A 17,069-nucleotide genomic window follows, 5' to 3' on the forward strand; every position below is an offset into this window, starting at 1 on the left:
TAGAAACAAGAAGAGGAAATGGATGTGATGGATATGCTGCATACGATTTTTTTATTCATTCATGTTTTAAGTGCGGTCGTCTCAATAGGCCCTTTGGTGACATTAATTCCAATAACGAAGAAAATGGAGGAAGCCGATGAAAAAGAAATGGCCGGGTATGTGAATTCCTTTAAATTGGCCATCGATGTCGTAAAGCATGCCGGCCATGTCCTTGTGATTTCCGGAGCAATTCTCGTCATCATCACCGGATGGACATGGAAAGATTCCTGGATTGTTCTCACCCTTGCCGTCATGTTTCTGTCCATTGTATTTTTGGCAAAAGCTTTCAAACCGACTTTGCAAACTTTCGGAACAAGCGGGTTTCAAAAGGAAGATTTTATTGTGAAGTTGCGGAAGGCCGCCTGGAAATATATCATATTGCTGTTGATCATGCTATGGCTGATGGTAGCCAAGCCAATGCTATGGTAAAAAATGAATTTTGAAGAGATTGTAATATTATTCATATGATAAAATATAAGAAATGGTACTTACCATTTTGTTGATATTACGTGTTTACGGCGAAGGGAATTTTCATGCACTTCAAAAGCGGGTTGAGAAAACGGTCAGTTTTCCAATCCGCTTTTTATTTTTCGCGAAACGATGGAAAACAGTTCTCGTTTTGGATTCAATTTCATTGATTTACTATCATTTAAAATTTATGAATATTTTTCCAAAAAATTGACGAAACTTCTGGTAAAGGAGGTTCGAGCATGGAAAAATTTAAAATAGGTTATTTATCCTTGTGCATGCTTCTCATATTTTTGGGAGGATGCGGCTGGTTTGGAGCGCAGAACAAGGATGCGGAACAAATCCCGACAAATGCGGAACCTGCATTGACGGCAAAAGCCGATATGATTGATACAAAAGGAAAGGAAGTGGGCACGGTTGAGTTTACCGAAACTTCGGAAGGTGTAAGAATTCATGTAAAAATGGAAAATGTGCCGAAAGGGGAACACGGTTTCCATATTCATGAAGTGGGGAAATGTGAAAAACCGGGCTTTGAATCAGCGGGAAGCCATTTTAATCCTTTGGACAGAGAGCACGGTTTTGAAAATCCAAGGGGCTTTCATGCGGGAGATTTGCCTAACATAGCCCCGAATGAGGATGGAAAGGTCGATGTGGTGTTCCTCGTCAAAAATATTACGCTGCAAAAAGACAGAGAAAATTCATTGTTTGATGAAGATGGAAGCTCCGTAGTTTTACATGAAAAACCGGATGATTATAAAACCGATCCATCGGGCGAGTCCGGCGCCCGTATTGCCTGCGGAGTCATAGAATCAAATTAATATCATTTTTCAGGGTTGCCGTTTCATCCGAAAGGCAACCCGAAATTTTTTTGCAAAATGAAGAGTGAAAGAATAGTTTTTTGGAAATTTATTAAAAAAACATTGTATTATAACAGAGGTTAATCGGGTTGAAATGAAAAGGATTGATAAAAATTCTATTTAAATAAAATAATATTCTCTTTAAAACTCTATTATTCTATTAAAATATTTGACATAATCAAAATGTAATAGTTACAATTGTACTGTATTAAGACATTTGTTTTGGTTACACAAAGAGGAGGGAGTTTTATTTTGAAAAGGAAAAAAATTTTATTTTTTACTTTTATTAGCATTATGTTGCTGATGCTGCTTGGTGCGTGCGGAGGTAATGAAAGCTCCAGCGACGGTTCAACAGAGGGGGATCAAAATAAATCAGCCGATATTAAATTTTTGAGCTTGGTAACCGGTAGTACACAAGGTACTTATTATGCATTGGGAGGTACTTTTGCGGAATTGATTACAAGCGAAACGGGCATTAAAACGACTGCCGAAGTTTCACAAGCCTCCACTGCAAACATCAATGCTTTGAAAGCGGGCGATGCTGAAATCGCTTTCGTGCAAACGGACATTGCTTATTATGCAAAAAACGGCCAATTAATGTTTGAAGGGGAACCGATGGAAGATCTGGTGGCAATCGGCGCTCTTTATCCGGAAACAGTGCAGCTGGTCACAACTGCAAAATCGGGCATTAAATCTTTTGAAGATTTAAAAGGTAAAAAAGTTTCGGTAGGAGCTCCGGGTTCAGGCACTTATGCAAACGCGGAACAATTGCTGGAAGTGCACGGTTTAACTATGGACGACATTCAGCCTCAGAACTTGGACTTTGGTGAATCCGTGGACAGCCTGCAAACAGGACAAATTGATGCGGCATTCATTACTGCCGGCTATCCGACAGCCGCTGTGGAATCATTGGGTGCACAGGCGGATGTGGTGATTATTCCGGTAGATCCTGAAAAAGCGAAAGCATTGATCGAAAAATACCCATATTATACAGAAGATGTGATTCCGAAAGGCACTTACGGCCTATCTGAAGATGTGCCGACTGTTTCGGTGCTTGCAATGCTTGCGGTGAAAAAAGATTTGCCTGATGAAGTGGCATACGGAATTGCAAAAGCCATCTATGAAAATACAGACAAAATCGGCCACGCCAAAGCGGCATTCATTAAGAAAGAAACCGCTTTAGACGGTATTGGCATTGACGTGCATCCCGGCGCGAAAAAATATTTCGAAGAGTAATTGATGAGCGTGGTGAAGGGCTTGAAGGCGGATGCTTCTTCAGGCCCTTTATATATGGGGCGGTAAGATGAGAATAATAGTGACTCTGATTGTTATATCTGCTGTTTTTGCCATATTCTTATTTATGCCTGTTTTTCCGTCCATTTCTTTTACCGAAACAAAAACGGAACGACCATCGATGTACTACATAAATTTAGGTGAAGATAGAATTTTTCAAATACGTTTCATCCATTCGATTCATCTAACGGATGTTTTGGAAACATATGAAGTCGTCGATGGCAAAATCAAAATGGTTTCGATGGAGTATGAAGACGTGGCTGTCGGGATGCCGGCTCATGCGGAAGAAGGGCAAACATTGTTATATGAGGATGGTATTTATAAGCTTTATACAAATAGGATAGTGGAAAATTTTGTTCTCTATGTTGGAGATATCAATATGGATTTGGTGTTTTACTACGGCGGCAGGGAATATGATTTGAAGAAAATTCTTCAGCGGGGAAGTTCTTACACCGTCGAAATCCGAAGCGTCTCCCTTTATGACAAAATGAAAGGAGTGCGAATGGAATATGAAAGCCGTGGAAATGAGGAATCAAGACAAGCTGAATGAAGAACAGCTGGCACAAGAGCTGTTGGAAAAATTCGATACGGAATCAAACTTTAGACAATTGGGAGGAATAATGAAATGGGTTGTGTACTGCATACTTCTCGCCTTTTCATTATTCCAATTATATACTGCCATTTTTGGCGCTTTTACTGCATATATTCAGCGAAGCATCCATCTCGGATTTGCGCTGACCATCATCTTTTTGCTGTTTCCGCCCAGAAAAAAAGGGTTGAAAACAAGAATCGCTTTCTATGATTATATTTTGGCCCTTATAGCGGCAATTTGCGGCATCTATTGGACGCTTAACTATGAAAGGCTTGTTACTAGTTTAGGAACAATCAATCAGTTGGATTTTATCGTTGGCGGATTGGTGATCCTGCTGGTTTTGGAAGCCGCGAGAAGAACGGTAGGATTGCCGATTGTGGTGATTGCAATACTCTTTTTATTGTATGCCATCTTTGGCCCCTACATGCCGAATTTTTTGGCCCATCGCGGACAATCATTGGAACAGCTTGTCAATTTGATGTATTTTTCTACAGACGGGATTTTGGGTACGCCAATCAGCGTATCGGCGACTTATATCTTTGCCTTCTTATTGTTCGGAGCTTTTTTAGTAAAGACCGGCGTAGGGGAGTATTTTAACGACCTGGCCATCTCTGTTGCCGGCAAGCTTGTAGGGGGACCGGCCAAAGTGGCGGTATTTTCGTCCGCTTTGCAAGGGACGATTTCCGGCAGCTCCGTGGCAAATGTCGTTACTTCCGGTGTTTATACGATTCCTATGATGAAAAGGCTCGGATATAAAAGGGAATTCGCCGGCGCCGTTGAAGCGGCCGCTTCCACCGGAGGGCAGATCATGCCGCCAATCATGGGGGCAGCGGCATTCTTGATGGTCGAATTTATCGGCCGTGGCGTAACGTATTGGGATATTGCGAAATCCGCGGCCATTCCTGCAATTTTATATTTCACCGGAATCTGGATTATGACCCATTTTGAAGCAAAAAAATTGGGTCTTCGTGGGTTGACGGATGAAGAATTGCCAAATCGCAAAGAAGTATTTAAAAAATTATATTTGCTGACACCGCTTGTTTTGATCATCATTATCATGATGATAGGGATTCCTGTGATTCATGCGGCATTGTATGGAATTCTCGCATGCATTGTCGTGGGCTTTCTAAATAAGGACGTAAAGTTTGGTTTGAGAGAAATTATTGACGCCTTGGCCGACGGGGCGAGAACAGCGCTGGGAGTGGCTGCCGCAACAGCCTGTGCCGGCATAATTGTGGGGGTTGTGGTGAAAACAGGACTCGGTTTAAGCCTGGCAAGCGGTTTGGTGGAAATTGCCGGAGGAAATGTTTTATTAACCTTATTCCTCGTCATGATTGCTTCTTTAATTTTAGGGATGGGCGCTCCAACGACTGCAAACTATATCATTACTTCAACCATAGCAGCCCCTGCAATCGTCGCTTTGCTTGCACCCGATGTTCCGTTATCAGCGGTGCCGGTTGTAACAATATTATCTGCCCATTTCTTCGTATTCTATTTTGGTATTATTGCAGATATCACGCCGCCAGTGGCACTGGCAGCCTTTACAGCGACGGCCATTTCCGGAGGGGAACCGATTAAGACAGGAATTCATTCTGCAAAATTGGCCATTGCGGCCTTTATCATTCCTTACATGATTATTTTCTCGCCGCAGCTGCTCATGATTGATGTAACAGTCATGGAAGTGCTTTGGGTGCTGCTTACAGCCATTATGGGCATGATTGCGATCGGTGCAGGGGTCATCGGATTCTGGTACCGCCGCATTAATTGGATTGAGAGGATCATCCTGATTGTTGCAGGGCTCCTTATGGTTTATCCGGAGTCACTTTCGGACATCATCGGTTTAGCCATTTTCGGGATCATGTTTGCCATTCAATGGTTTACGAAAAATAAAGGGGAACATAAAATGGAAATGGCCAAGAACCGATAAATTTCATCCGCCTCGATATGAGGCGGTTTTTTTTTATAAAACGTAAGATTTTAATTGTTCAAGGAAAAGGGGAAGAAGTAGGCATAAAATCATAAATGCATAATATAAAATAAATAAATTTTTGAACAAAAAGTGTTCGAATGATTATTGTATGTGTGAAGTATTTGTTAAGGTGTGGGCGAAAGCAATTAATAAATAGTCAGACTTTTTGTATAATAGAGTAAGCAAAAGTATAGAGGTGCAAGGATATGGGTCAGGTAAAAACGTATGAAGAGGTCATATTTAGTTGGTTCGATCTTTTTCATAGTTGTCCGGAAGTAAGCTGGAAAGAATACCAAACAACCAATAAAATAGCAGCCATTTTGGATGAATTGAAAGTACCGTACAAACGTTTCAATGATATGACGGGACTGGTTGCCGAAATTGGAAATGGGGACGAAGTGGTCGCCGTCAGAGCGGATATTGACGCCCTTTGGCAGGAAGTCGACGGGGAAATGAGGGCCAACCATTCCTGTGGACATGACGCAAATATATCGATGGTGTTGGGCGCCTTGCTCAGAATCAAAGATTACCCGTTAAAGAAACGGGTCCGGTTCATTTTCCAACCGGCAGAAGAAGTCGGCGGAGGAGCCATTGAGATGGTAAAGCGCGGAATTGTGGATGATGTGTCTTATCTCTTTGGCATCCATTTGAGGCCGATTGAGGAGCTTCCTTTCGGCAAAGTATCCCCTGCCGTTCACCATGGAGCAGCGCTGTTCCTGCAAGGGGAAGTCCGGGGGGTAGATGCCCACGGAGCAAGGCCGCATCAGGGCAAAAATGCCATTGATGTCATTGTTGCCATACAGCAAATGTTGAAAAGCATTTATTTGAATCCTTTTGAGCCCCACAGCGTGAAATTGACAAAAGTCGTGGCGGATGGAGGCAGCGTAAATATCATTCCGGGAAATGCCACTTTTTCTATAGATATTCGCGCGCAAAAAAACAGAGTAATAGATGCGATTCAATTTCAAGTAGAACACGGCCTTCGAAATATCAGCAAACTGTTTGAAACCGATATTGTCTGGGATTGGTATGATAAGACACCAGGGGCGGAAGTTTCGGAAGAAGCGAAGAAAATTGCCGAAAAAGCCATCATGGATACAGTTGGCGAAGGCTTCCTGGCCGATCCGGTGCAAACGCCGGGCAGCGACGACTTCCATTTCTATACGGTTTCCAAACCTGAATTGAAAGCGACGATGATTGGCATCGGGGCGGATTTGAAGCCGGGCCTTCATCATCCTCATATGACATTCAACAAAGATGCGCTGATTATTGGCGCGAAAGTTTTGGCTAAAACATTATTCAATGCGACAGAATATAAATAACAGAAGGAAGTAGGCATCCATGAACATACAGAAGATAGAAATTTTTTCGGTTGATTTCCCGCTTGTCAAACCGTTTATTGTAAGTTACGGTACGTTCCCGGTAATGCCATCGATTATCGTAAAATTGACAACTTCCGAAGGTTTTATTGGATGGGGGGAAAGCGTGCCGGACGAACATGTGACAGGGGAAACAATTGAATCCACTTTTCATGTACTCAAACATTCTTTGGCACCTGCTATGCTGAATGAAAACCCTTTTCATATAGAAAAAATCCACGACAAAATGGACCGCATTGTAAAAGGTGTGCCGAGTGCAAAAGCGGCCATCGATATTGCCTGTTTTGACGTGACGGGAAAAAAACTCGGCGTCCCGGTTTACCAATTGATTGGCGGAAGGTTTCACAAGAAGTTCCCTGTTACCCATGTCTTAAGCATAGATGAACCTGAAAAAATGGCAGAGGAAGCGGATCAGAAAGTGAAAGAAGGATATCGTTCCTTCAAAATGAAAGTCGGTACCGATGTGGAAAGTGATGTCGAAAGAATTAAAGCCGTAAGACAGCGTGTTGGAGAGCATGTTGCAATCCGCATCGATGTCAACCAAGGATGGGTCAATAGTTCAAATACATTGAGAGCAGTGCGCAAGCTGGAATCCCTTGGAATTGATTGGCTTGAACAGCCGGTTCGCGCGGAGGATATAGATGCAATGGCGGAAGTGAAATCGAAATCCGCTATTCCGATCATGATTGACGAAGGGCTTTGCTCTGTAAGGGATATGCGTGAAGTCATCGCCAAAAAAGCGGCGGATAAAGCCAACATTAAGCTGATGAAATGCGGCGGCATTTATCCGGCTGTAAAGCTTATAGCGATGGCAGAGATGGGCGGCATTGAGTGCCAAATCGGTTCGATGGTGGAATCCTCGATTGCATCGGCTGCAGGCTTTCATGTGGCTTTTTCGAAAAAAAATGTGAAAAGTGTCGAACTGACGGGTCCTCTTAAATTTAAAACAGATATCGGCGATTTGAAAAAAAGCTACAATATCCCTTTTATCGAGCTGAATGAAAAGGCGGGATTAGGGGTTGAAGTGAATGAAGCCGTATTGTCCGAATTAACGGTTGATTCTTGCGTGATTGAATAATAAAGTAGGTGGCTATTATAATGAGTGAAATCATTGAACAAGGCGTTTTAAGAGATATTCCTTATCATGTCAAAAAGCTGAAGGTTGATGATCTGCCCCAAATTTTGGATCTCCAACGGACGGTCGTTGATGCACTCCCCCATAAAGATATATTGGAGCCCCTCTCCGCTGAGGAATTCGAATATATTTTAAAGGGCAATGGAATCGTCATCGGCGTTTTTGTCGGTGATCGGCTGATCGCCTTTCGCGCCCTCCTCATCCCTGAAATTGATGACCAGCACCTTGGAAAAGATATAGGATTAAATGAGGAAGATTTAAAGCGGGTCATTTATCAGGAAATTTCCAACGTGCATCCTGAATTTCGCGGACATGGATTGCAAAAGAAAATGGCCAAAATCATCATGAAACTAATTGATGACTCGGAATTCGATTATGTCATGGCAACGGTGATGCCTTATAATATACCGAGCATAAAAGATAAGCTTCATCAGGGCATGCATATCGCGGCGTTGAAGGAAAAATACGGGGGGAAATTACGGTATATTTTTGTCAAACCGTTGCGCAAAAAACTAAAGTTGAAAAAAGAAGCCGTGCTTATTCCAATGGGTGACATTGAAGGGCAGAAGAATCTATTACATAACGGATACATCGGTGTTGCCATCAAGCACCAATGCGATGATTGGTATGTCGAATATAGAAAAGTTGAGGCAGAAGACTTGGGGTAAACCAAGTCTTTTTTATTTCATTTTTACTGGGAAGGAAAGAAGGAAGCAGATAAGGGCCTATATTTCCCAAACTAAAAAACAACAAGCCAAGGGACTTGTTGTTTTGGTTCTAGTGGATATTTCTTTTCTTGAAGCTGCCGCCGCGGACTTCCGCAATATCATCAAATGTGATGAAGGCATCCGGATCCTTTTGGCGCACAATCGATCTTAATTTGCTTTCCTCCATCCGGTTGATGACGCAATAGATGATTTCGACCGGTTCATTGGCATAGCCGCCGATTCCATTTAAATAAGTGACGCTTCGGCCTAACCGGTGGATAATGGCTTGTCCGATTTCTCTGGAATGTTTGCTGATGATGGTAACGGACTTTGCATCTTCAAGACCGTTTTCAATAATGCTGATGACTTTTGAAGCAATGTAGTAAGCGATCGCTGAAGAAAGGGCCCCTTCAATGCCGAATACGAAACCTACAAAAATGAAGATAAATACATTGATGACCAAGATGATTTCCCCTGTTGAAAAAGGCACTTTTCTGCTGATTAACACAGCCAGCATGTCCGTGCCGTCCAAGGCGCCGCCGTTGCGCAATGCCAGCCCCATGCCAATCCCGAGCAATATTCCGCCTGAAATGGTAACCAACAAAGAATCATCATGGATAATCGTAGGGATATGATGCATTAAAGAAGTGGCAACCGATAGTGTTGCAATCCCGATGATGGAGTTGATGGCAAATGTTTTTCCGACTAATTTGTAGCCGAGGTAAATGAACGGGATGTTTAAGACTGCCAAGAAAAGACCTAATGGGAGCGGGGTAAGGATAGAGAGCATAATAGAGATACCGGTAATTCCACCGTCCGAAACGTTGTTCGGAATTAAGACGGCTTCCAATCCATAAGCGGCAATGAATGCACCGATGACAATAAAGATGATGCTAACAATTCTACTTAGAAGAGTAGGTTCCTGATTTTCATGCATATATAAACGTTCCAATCCTTTCTTCACAGAATGCTTTTTTATTTTATCAAAAAATAAAATCTCTTGCATCAGCAAGTTCTCATAAATTTTTGTTGAATTAAGAATTAATAATGCAAAAAAAAGAAAAAGATTTCCAAAACTCATCGGAGTGACGGCTCTTACATCACCCGTGAGCAGGAAATCCCTTCGAGTTATTTCATTGGACAATAAGCGCATGCCGCAAGTCCGGGAATGTCTTTTGAAAAGCAGCAGCTTTTCCGAACCGGTTTGTTAACGAGGTCCAACGGGCTTTTTCCGTTGGTATATTGATAGAACCAGGATTTGTTTGAGAAACGCTGCCAAACTTTCGAATCTTCCAGAATTTCAATATCTTCAAAAGCCCGGTCTGCCAAAAGCGGATTTTGAAGCAACTCATAATAATTCCATAACATGTATCCAAAAATGTTCTCCCAAAGGGTCAGCGGGGAGATGGTTGTCGTTTCCCGGAGCTGCATGATCACTTGGTGGGCCTGATACAGGATTTTTGAAATCACATATTCTCTTTCTTTCTCATCTACATAGCGGAAATCGGTCGGCGTAATGTATGTGCCGAGTGTATCGATTCCATATTCATGAACAAGAAAATACCGCACGTCTTCCAATTTGCCGTCCCAAATTTCGTCATATGCAGCGAGAAAATAAAATTGGGCGGCGACAAACATCCCGTAGCGCCGGCCGAAATGGGAAACCGCTGCCGCTTCTGTCCCCGCTTTTGTAATCTCCATCATAAGTTTCAGAAAATCTTTAAGAAAAAATTCCTTATGTACATTTTCCAATGTAAATAAAGGCGTTTTCGGCTCTTCTGTATAAATGCTGTAAGAATTTAAAAAGGCCAGTTGTTCATAAGTCAAGGCAGGCATTGTATCACCCCAGAGTTCATGTTTTATCGTTTTGGGAAAGGTTCCATGACGCAGGAACGATTCTATGCCAAGAAAAAACTTGCGAAGCGTTACTGCTTCGCAAGAATTTTTATTTTGCCTCCTCTTCAAAAAGTCTGACGATTTCAATGATGACTTTTGCGGCAAGTTCCATTGTTTCCGCGGATACAAATTCAAACTTGCCGTGCATGTTTTCGCCCCCGGCAAAAATATTCGGCGTCGGCAACCCCATATAGGACAGCTGTGATCCGTCCGTTCCTCCTCGGATCGGCTCAATGACCGGTTGAATATTTAAATTTTCCATGGCCCGTTTGGCAATTTCGACAATTTCTTTCACCGGCTCAATCTTTTCGCGCATGTTGTAATATTGGTCTTCCAATTCGACAACAATCGCGTTTTCGCCGTATTCTTCTTTGATCCGTTGTTCCACCATCCGGAAATATTCCTTTTTCGCCTCAAATTTGTTCCGGTCATGGTCGCGGATAATGTAGGAGAGGGTTGCTTCTTCTACCGTTCCATTGAAATTCATCAAGTGGATAAACCCTTCATATCCTTCCGTTTTTTCAGGCACGGCATCTTGCGGCATGTAATTATGGAATTTGATTGCCATTGTGATGGCATTGACCATTTTGCCTTTGGCGGATCCGGGATGGACGCTTACTCCGCGGGTTTTCACTTTCGCCAGAGCGGCATTGAAGCTTTCGTATTGCAGTTCCCCAAGAGGGCCGCCGTCCATCGTGTAGGCAAAATCGGCTCCAAATGCTTTCACGTCAAATTTATGGGGCCCCCGGCCGATTTCTTCATCAGGGGTAAAGGCCACCCGGATTTTTCCGTGCTTGATTTCAGGATGCTCCACTAAATATTCCATGGCGGTCATGATTTCCGCGATGCCCGCTTTGTCATCCGCCCCAAGAAGCGTCGTGCCGTCGGTCGTAATCAATGTTTGTCCCACATAATTTTTTAAATTTGGGAATTGCTTAGGAGACAGAACGACTTCCTCATTGAGTTGAATATCGCCGCCATCATAATTGTCGATGCGCTTTGGCCGGGCGTTCGCACCCGTAAAGTCCGGGGAAGTATCGACATGGGCCAAAAAGCCGATGGTTGGCACTTGCTTGTCCGTGTTGGCAGGCAATGTGGCGAACAGATTCCCGTTTTGATCCAACGTGATTTCCGTCATTCCAATTTCAGCCAGTTCCTCTTTCAAAACATTCAGCAAGTCCCATTGCTTTTTTGTGGAAGGGGTGGAGGAGCTTTCCGGATCGGACTGGGTATCAATTTTGGCGTATCGAATCAATCGTTCAATCACTTTTTCTTTCATGACGAGGCCTCCTTCAACTTTACTGCCCCCATTGTATCATTTTTCCTTTTTTCTGATGAGGGAAATGCTGCGGAAATTGTAGAATATATCAAACTGTCTGCATTTTTCCATAAATCGATACAGGCCATTTTCGCTTCTGTCCCGGTTCATAGGCCGAAATTGCAAAAAAACCCTGGGAATTCCTGTTGGAAATCCAGGGGAAGGCAAGGGATTGTATTGCATGTAAAAATGTTTTTGATCAATCTTTTCCCTAAAAAGCTGTAACCCCTATTAGGGGAAATGAATCCGCCTAATAGGGGAAGAAACATTTTTAATAGACAACAAACTTTATTTCCAAGTGAATCCTTTGGAAGCCAAGAATTCTTTGATGAACGGACGGCGATGTTCCTTGAGGAAATCGGCCATTTGTTTCGTCCAGTTGGAAACTTTCTGATTGGAGCTTCTGGAAGCATAGTATTTTTCCATGATGGCATCGTATTCATCCAGAAGCGCGTCGTATTTATCGGCGTCATATTCGTTTTCATGCAAAATGGCTTTTACCGGAAGTCTAGGTTTTGTTTCGTTTCGTTTCGTCGGTTTGCCGACCGTCATCGCAAAGAGCGGGAAGACGTGATCAGGCAAATTGAATAGTTCGCTGATTTCTTTCGGATTGTTTCTTGCTCCTCCGATATAACAGATGCCGTATCCTTCCGCTTCTGCGGCCACCACGAAGTTTTGCGCAAAAATTGCCGCATCGACAACGCCGACCAACAAATTCTCCGCCGTATCTACAACGATGTCGACACCATGTTTTTTTCCGGCAGCTTCCAAACGTTTAAAATCGACGCAAAACAGCAAAGCGGCTCCTGCCGTTTGGAATTGGAATTCGTTTTTGGAAAGCTCTCCAAGTTTTTGCTTCTTTTCTTCATCCGTCACCAAAATGACGCTGTAAGCTTGCACAAAATGGGAAGAAGCGGCCATTTGCGCCGTTTGGATCAAGTCGATGATTTTTTCTTTCGGAATTTCTTCACCTGTATATTTCCGGACTGAAGTATGGCTGCGCAACAATTCTTTTACGCTCAATTTTTACACCCCTTTTATGTACTGGTTTTCATTGAGAAACCGCTTGATTAAGCGGCGTTTTTCTCCTTAAGGCTATCATATTATATTCTATTAAAAATGGCAAAAATTTGAATTATTAATGGTGGTGATGAAGATGAATCCAAAACGGCGGGGTCAGGATGGAAAATATTATTTGGCTTTATTTTACCAAGAAAGAGGGCGGCTGCATTTTCCGGTCATTGAATAATTCTTGAACTTATGAGATGCATGGATTTCTCAAAGATGAAAATCCTATATTGAAATAATAAATTTGGTATGCCGGAAGCGGGGGTATATATGAAAAGATACATCTTCGCTATCCTCTCCATAGCATTGTTGGCAACCGTCCCCTTTAGGACGGCCGCTGATCATGAAATTGTCCAGGCGGATTTGGTAATTGAAAATATAAGAGTTTTCACTGCCGATAAGGCCGATGAGAAAGTGGAAGCGATTGCGGTGAAAAAAGGGAAGTTCGTTTATGTGGGGGACCGGGATGGCGTGCAGGCATTTAAAGGGCCAAAAACAAAAGTGCTGCTTTTGGACGGCCAGTTGCTTTTGCCTGGATTTATTGACGGCCACAACTATGCCTATTTAAAGGCGGACGAATTGTTTTCGCTGGACTTAAGCGAGTATTCAACCTTTGAGCAATATAAAAAGGCCATTTTATCGTATCGGGCGAAACATCCCCGGTTGAAGCAAGTGCGTGCGTTCGGCTGGAATCAAGATGTAACGGCGGAAGCAAGCCACAAGAGTGGGCAAACGCCAAGGAAACTGATTGATCAGCTTGTACCAGATATCCCTTTTATCGCATTTTCGAATGACCGGGATGAATTGTGGGTCAATTCCAAAGCATTGGAATTTTCCGTTCTAAATAAAAATGCGGATAGAGCGGAAGAAATCAACAGGACAGAAACGGGCGAGGCATCGGGAATCGTCCGCGGGAAAGCCATGGACATAGTGGTCCAAGCTTTGCCGCAGCCGGACTTTACGGTAGAACAATATAAAAAAGCGCTGCGGGCATTCCAGAAAGAAGCGGCCGCCAATGGTATTACAGCCGCATTCGTCCCCTTCCGATACAACTCGGAAAATTTGTTGCAAGCCTTTGACGAGCTGGATCGGGAAAATCAATTGACCCTAACGTACGAGTTGGGGTTGTATGTGGATCCGGACAAGGGGCCGGAACAGATCGAAATATTAAAAAAGTGGAGGGAAACCTATCAAGGGAGACATTACAGTATCCAAACGGCAAAGATTTATAGTACGCGAAATGCCTTTGAAGAAAGTTTTGCCTGGGACGAAGACAAGTTCCGAAACGTGTTGGAGCTGTTGGAGCGGGAGGGATTCCGGATTCATGTGCAGGCAATGGGCGGATTGGATGAAATTTTTGAAGGGTTTGAATACATCAGGGCGCGAAACGGGAAAAGCAATTTTCGGCACACGGTTTCCCATATGTCTTTTGTTACCAGGGAGGATTTGGCGGCATTCAGGAAACTTCGACTCATTCCATCCGTAAAACCCTCCGCCTTGTATGACACAATGGGTGTCAACGAAGAGGCGGAAGCATTAAAGAATTTAAACCGGATGAAGAGTTATTTTGCAAGGGGATTGCCGGTTTCATCCTCAAGCGATTATCCTTTTGGCCCGATGAATCCGCTGTATGGAATTGAAACGGGAATCACAAGGCTTCATCCGGAAGACGGCAATGACTTAAAACCTTTATGGCCAAAAGAAAAGGCCACATTGAGGCAAATGCTTCGAAGCTATACGGTCTATGCGGCAAGGCAAATCGGAAAGGAAGAATTGATCGGAAAAATCCAGATAGGCAAACAAGCGGACTTTGTGATATTGGACAAAAATTTATTTAATATAGCTCCAAGTGAAATTAGCGAAGCGAAAGTCGTTTTAACATATTTCAAAGGGAAAGAGGTATATCGTGATGGAGCACAAATTGATTAAAGCAAAGAATCTCCGCAGGTGCGAACGAAAAACACCTTTGGAAGATTCTTTTTTATGAACCGTTGGAGTTCCGCTTTTTGAAAGCTGAGCGGATTGTAGGTTCTGTGCCGTCTTTCAGCCGTTGAATATTTTCCGAATGTAAAATCAATGCAATCACAAACAGGAAAGCCAAAATGACGAACGGCCAAATGGAAGGCTCAAACAACAAAGCGGAAAGGGCAAAAACAAGATATAAAACGAGCACGCCGTAAAGCAAATAATTGGTGATGAAAGAGACAAGGACAAGGGCAAGCACCGAAAGGAGTCCAAACTTCCAATTGATTGCAAGGAAAATGCCGATGAGGGAAGCTGTTCCTTTTCCGCCCCGGAATTTCATATGAATGGGAAAATTATGGCCGAGAATCACTGCCGCACCTGTCAAATAAAGCAAAATTGAAATTTGTTCCGTCCCAAAGGAAGTGTAGTGGGTTAAAAGATGCCTCGCCAGCAGAACGGCCAAAACCCCTTTTCCAATATCAACAAGCCCGACAAGGATTCCGTATTTCCATCCAAGGGTAAGGGTGGCGTTGGAAGCTCCTGCATTGCCGTATCCGCTTTCTTTCAGATTCACGCCGGAAAGATATTGGGCAAAATTGGATCCATGGATGCATCCGATGAAGTATCCGGACACAAGACAGCCGATCAATGCATTAATCATCTTAGTTGGGCTCCTTTTATAGAAAAATCGGTTTTCATCTATTATACTCAACTAAATGAAAAATAGTTTAAAAATTTTAAAAAATAGTTGACAGAGTACCATACTATGTTTTATAGTTATTCCAACGATGGAAAATTAAATCATGACTCTTATCAAGAGAGGCGGAGGGAATAGGCCCAAAGATGCCCGGCAACCTGCAAGAAATTGCAAAGGTGCTAAATCCTACAGACTTATGTCTGAAAGATAAGAGGAGGAAATGTACGTGTACAGCGCCCTCTTCTTATGCGAAGAGGGCTTTTGTTTTATCTTCTGTGCCTTCTCGAACGATTTCCATCAAATCTACATTTAGGAGGAAATATCATGTCCGAATTCAAGCCTGAAACATTGTTACTTCACGGAGGTCAGCAACCTGATCCTGTTACAGGTGCAATCGCAGTTCCAATCTATCGCACAACGGCTTATGCTTTCAAAAACACGGAACATGCACGCAGACTATTCGCTCTTGAAGAGCCGGGGAATATTTATTCCCGCATCATGAACCCGACAGTCGATGTGTTTGAAAAACGTGTGGCATTGCTAGAAGGTGGCTCTGCAGCTGTTGCTCTATCTTCCGGTCAGGCGGCAGTTGCCTTCTCCATTTTAAATATCGCCAATGCGGGAGATGAAATTGTCTCTGCTGGATCATTGTATGGCGGAACATATAACTTATTTGCTAACACATTACCTCGTTGGGGCATTACAACAACATTTGTAGATGAAAGAGATCCGGAAAACTTCCGCAAAGCAATTACGGACAAAACAAAAGCAATCTATGCAGAAGTAGTAGGAAATCCTAGCTTAAATATTTTAGATATTGAAGCAGTAGCAGCAATTGCCCATGAACATGGCATTCCATTAATCATCGACAATACGTTCCCATCACCATATGGATGCAATCCAATTGATTTTGGAGCAGATGTTGTTATCCATTCAGCAACAAAATGGATTGGCGGCCACGGTACAACAATCGGTGGCGTTGTGGTAGATGCAGGAAAATTCGACTGGACACAAGGTCGATTCCCTGGTTTCACAGAGCCTGACCACACTTATCACGGCATCCGTTACGGCATCGATACAGCAGGCGCAGCTTTTGCAACAAAATTGCGCGTTCAATTATTGCGCGACTTGGGTCCAACTTTAGGTCCAGATGCGGCGTTCAGCTTCCTTCAAGGATTGGAAACTCTTCACCTCCGCTATCCAAGACATAGTGAAAATGCGGAAAAAGTAGTGGCGTTTTTGAAAAACCACCCATACGTGGAATACGTGAATTATCCTGGAGATGAATCATTCCCATCTCACAACCTTGCGAAAAAATATTTGAAAAACGGCTACGGTTCAATGGTGACATTTGGAATCAAAGGCGGACGCGATGCAGGCCGTGTAGTGATTGACAATGTGAAATTGTTCTCTCACGTGGCAAACGTCGGAGATGCAAGATCTTTGATCATTCATCCGGCTTCAACTACTCACCAACAATTGTCTCCTGAAGAATTGAAAATCGCCGGTGTAGGAGAAGAGCTCATCCGCTTATCCATCGGTTTGGAAAATGCTGATGACATTATCGCAGATTTAGACCAAGCTTTGGCAAAAGCCGCAGCAGAATTTGGCGTAAAAGCTTAAAGGATCATTTATCGCTCCCTCTCTTTGCATAGATGGAACAATATTCATTTGAAAAAAAGCTGT

At 43.1% G+C, this 17,069-nt stretch carries 15 protein-coding genes and 1 riboswitch; of the genes, 10 read left to right on the plus strand and 5 right to left on the minus strand.

All coding sequences use genetic code 11. The annotated features are described in order from the left end of the window. Window positions 1-27: 27 nt before the first annotated feature. The 8 genes from FKZ59_RS02140 (at window position 28) to FKZ59_RS02175 (ending at window position 8,400) form a co-directional block, all read left to right on the plus strand. Window positions 28-468, plus strand: coding sequence for a DUF2269 family protein (locus tag FKZ59_RS02140; RefSeq protein ID WP_141601259.1), 441 nt, complete (start codon window positions 28-30; stop codon window positions 466-468). A gap of 281 nt (window positions 469-749) precedes the next feature. Continuing rightward, window positions 750-1,325, plus strand: a complete 576-nt coding sequence (locus FKZ59_RS02145) for a superoxide dismutase family protein (protein ID WP_141601092.1) — start codon at window positions 750-752, stop codon at window positions 1,323-1,325. Between the two features lie 291 nt (window positions 1,326-1,616). After that, on the plus strand, window positions 1,617-2,600 hold the full coding sequence (locus FKZ59_RS02150) for a TAXI family TRAP transporter solute-binding subunit (RefSeq protein WP_408057419.1): 984 nt from the start codon (window positions 1,617-1,619) through the stop codon (window positions 2,598-2,600). A 67-nt stretch (window positions 2,601-2,667) separates the two neighbouring features. Then, entirely contained in the window at window positions 2,668-3,207 is a 540-nt protein-coding gene (locus FKZ59_RS02155; protein ID WP_141601093.1) for a DUF1850 domain-containing protein, read from the plus strand. After that, complete coding sequence (locus FKZ59_RS02160; RefSeq protein ID WP_246045780.1) at window positions 3,167-5,176, plus strand: TRAP transporter permease; 2,010 nt, start codon at window positions 3,167-3,169, stop codon at window positions 5,174-5,176. Before FKZ59_RS02155 ends, FKZ59_RS02160 begins: the two co-directional genes overlap by 41 nt. Window positions 5,177-5,424: 248 nt before the next feature. Beyond that, window positions 5,425-6,540 (plus strand): M20 peptidase aminoacylase family protein, encoded by a 1,116-nt coding sequence (locus FKZ59_RS02165; protein WP_141601094.1) that lies wholly within the window; start codon window positions 5,425-5,427, stop codon window positions 6,538-6,540. A 19-nt stretch (window positions 6,541-6,559) separates the two neighbouring features. Next, on the plus strand, window positions 6,560-7,675 hold the full coding sequence (locus tag FKZ59_RS02170) for a mandelate racemase/muconate lactonizing enzyme family protein (protein ID WP_141601095.1): 1,116 nt from the start codon (window positions 6,560-6,562) through the stop codon (window positions 7,673-7,675). 20 nt (window positions 7,676-7,695) lie between these two features. After that, window positions 7,696-8,400, plus strand: a complete 705-nt coding sequence (locus FKZ59_RS02175; RefSeq protein ID WP_141601096.1) for a GNAT family protein — start codon at window positions 7,696-7,698, stop codon at window positions 8,398-8,400. 109 nt (window positions 8,401-8,509) lie between these two features. Here the strand turns inward: FKZ59_RS02175 and FKZ59_RS02180 are convergent, their stop codons facing one another. The 4 genes from FKZ59_RS02180 to nfsA all read right to left on the minus strand — a co-directional run bounded on the left by FKZ59_RS02180 (window position 8,510) and on the right by nfsA (window position 12,676). Next, window positions 8,510-9,376: a YitT family protein gene (locus FKZ59_RS02180; RefSeq protein ID WP_141601262.1), complete on the minus strand. Its 867-nt coding sequence runs from the start codon at window positions 9,374-9,376 to the stop codon at window positions 8,510-8,512. A 191-nt stretch (window positions 9,377-9,567) separates the two neighbouring features. After that, window positions 9,568-10,275 carry a Fe-S oxidoreductase gene (locus tag FKZ59_RS02185; protein ID WP_141601097.1) on the minus strand — a complete coding sequence of 236 codons (708 nt, stop codon included), beginning with the start codon at window positions 10,273-10,275 and terminating at the stop codon, window positions 9,568-9,570. Window positions 10,276-10,384: 109 nt separating this feature from the next. Further along, window positions 10,385-11,614: a peptidase T gene (pepT, locus tag FKZ59_RS02190; RefSeq protein ID WP_141601098.1), complete on the minus strand. Its 1,230-nt coding sequence runs from the start codon at window positions 11,612-11,614 to the stop codon at window positions 10,385-10,387. Window positions 11,615-11,941: 327 nt separating this feature from the next. Beyond that, complete coding sequence (nfsA, locus tag FKZ59_RS02195) at window positions 11,942-12,676, minus strand: oxygen-insensitive NADPH nitroreductase (RefSeq protein ID WP_141601099.1); 735 nt, start codon at window positions 12,674-12,676, stop codon at window positions 11,942-11,944. Window positions 12,677-12,991: 315 nt separating this feature from the next. Here nfsA and FKZ59_RS02200 point away from each other — a divergent pair, with 315 nt between their 5' ends. Further along, on the plus strand, window positions 12,992-14,650 hold the full coding sequence (locus FKZ59_RS02200; RefSeq protein WP_181733142.1) for an amidohydrolase: 1,659 nt from the start codon (window positions 12,992-12,994) through the stop codon (window positions 14,648-14,650). A 52-nt stretch (window positions 14,651-14,702) separates the two neighbouring features. Here FKZ59_RS02200 and FKZ59_RS02205 read toward each other — a convergent pair whose 3' ends face one another. Next, entirely contained in the window at window positions 14,703-15,347 is a 645-nt protein-coding gene (locus tag FKZ59_RS02205) for a glycerol-3-phosphate acyltransferase (protein WP_141601101.1), read from the minus strand. A gap of 146 nt (window positions 15,348-15,493) precedes the next feature. Further along, window positions 15,494-15,597: riboswitch (SAM riboswitch) on the plus strand. Window positions 15,598-15,707: 110 nt separating this feature from the next. Between FKZ59_RS02205 and FKZ59_RS02210 the strand changes: the two genes are divergently transcribed. Beyond that, window positions 15,708-17,006: an O-acetylhomoserine aminocarboxypropyltransferase/cysteine synthase family protein gene (locus FKZ59_RS02210; protein ID WP_141601102.1), complete on the plus strand. Its 1,299-nt coding sequence runs from the start codon at window positions 15,708-15,710 to the stop codon at window positions 17,004-17,006. The last annotated feature ends 63 nt before the right edge of the window (window positions 17,007-17,069 follow it).

It is taken from the genome of Ureibacillus terrenus (assembly GCF_006569205.1).
Classification (GTDB): Bacteria; Bacillota; Bacilli; order Bacillales_A; family Planococcaceae; genus Ureibacillus; species Ureibacillus terrenus.

Bases quoted from the DNA above. Each gene is read 5' to 3' on its own strand.
- FKZ59_RS02180 (WP_141601262.1), bottom strand. From the start codon at position 9,376: ATGCATGAAAATCAGGAACCTACTCTTCTAAGTAGAATTGTTAGCATC.
- FKZ59_RS02205 (WP_141601101.1), bottom strand. From the start codon at position 15,347: ATGATTAATGCATTGATCGGCTGTCTTGTGTCCGGATACTTCATCGGA.
- FKZ59_RS02210 (WP_141601102.1), top strand. From the start codon at position 15,708: ATGTCCGAATTCAAGCCTGAAACATTGTTACTTCACGGAGGTCAGCAA.
- FKZ59_RS02140 (WP_141601259.1), top strand. From the start codon at position 28: ATGGATATGCTGCATACGATTTTTTTATTCATTCATGTTTTAAGTGCG.
- FKZ59_RS02145 (WP_141601092.1), top strand. From the start codon at position 750: ATGGAAAAATTTAAAATAGGTTATTTATCCTTGTGCATGCTTCTCATA.
- FKZ59_RS02170 (WP_141601095.1), top strand. From the start codon at position 6,560: ATGAACATACAGAAGATAGAAATTTTTTCGGTTGATTTCCCGCTTGTC.
- FKZ59_RS02155 (WP_141601093.1), top strand. From the start codon at position 2,668: ATGAGAATAATAGTGACTCTGATTGTTATATCTGCTGTTTTTGCCATA.
- FKZ59_RS02160 (WP_246045780.1), top strand. From the start codon at position 3,167: ATGAAAGCCGTGGAAATGAGGAATCAAGACAAGCTGAATGAAGAACAG.
- pepT (WP_141601098.1), bottom strand. From the start codon at position 11,614: ATGAAAGAAAAAGTGATTGAACGATTGATTCGATACGCCAAAATTGAT.
- FKZ59_RS02165 (WP_141601094.1), top strand. From the start codon at position 5,425: ATGGGTCAGGTAAAAACGTATGAAGAGGTCATATTTAGTTGGTTCGAT.
- FKZ59_RS02200 (WP_181733142.1), top strand. From the start codon at position 12,992: ATGAAAAGATACATCTTCGCTATCCTCTCCATAGCATTGTTGGCAACC.
- FKZ59_RS02185 (WP_141601097.1), bottom strand. From the start codon at position 10,275: ATGCCTGCCTTGACTTATGAACAACTGGCCTTTTTAAATTCTTACAGC.
- FKZ59_RS02175 (WP_141601096.1), top strand. From the start codon at position 7,696: ATGAGTGAAATCATTGAACAAGGCGTTTTAAGAGATATTCCTTATCAT.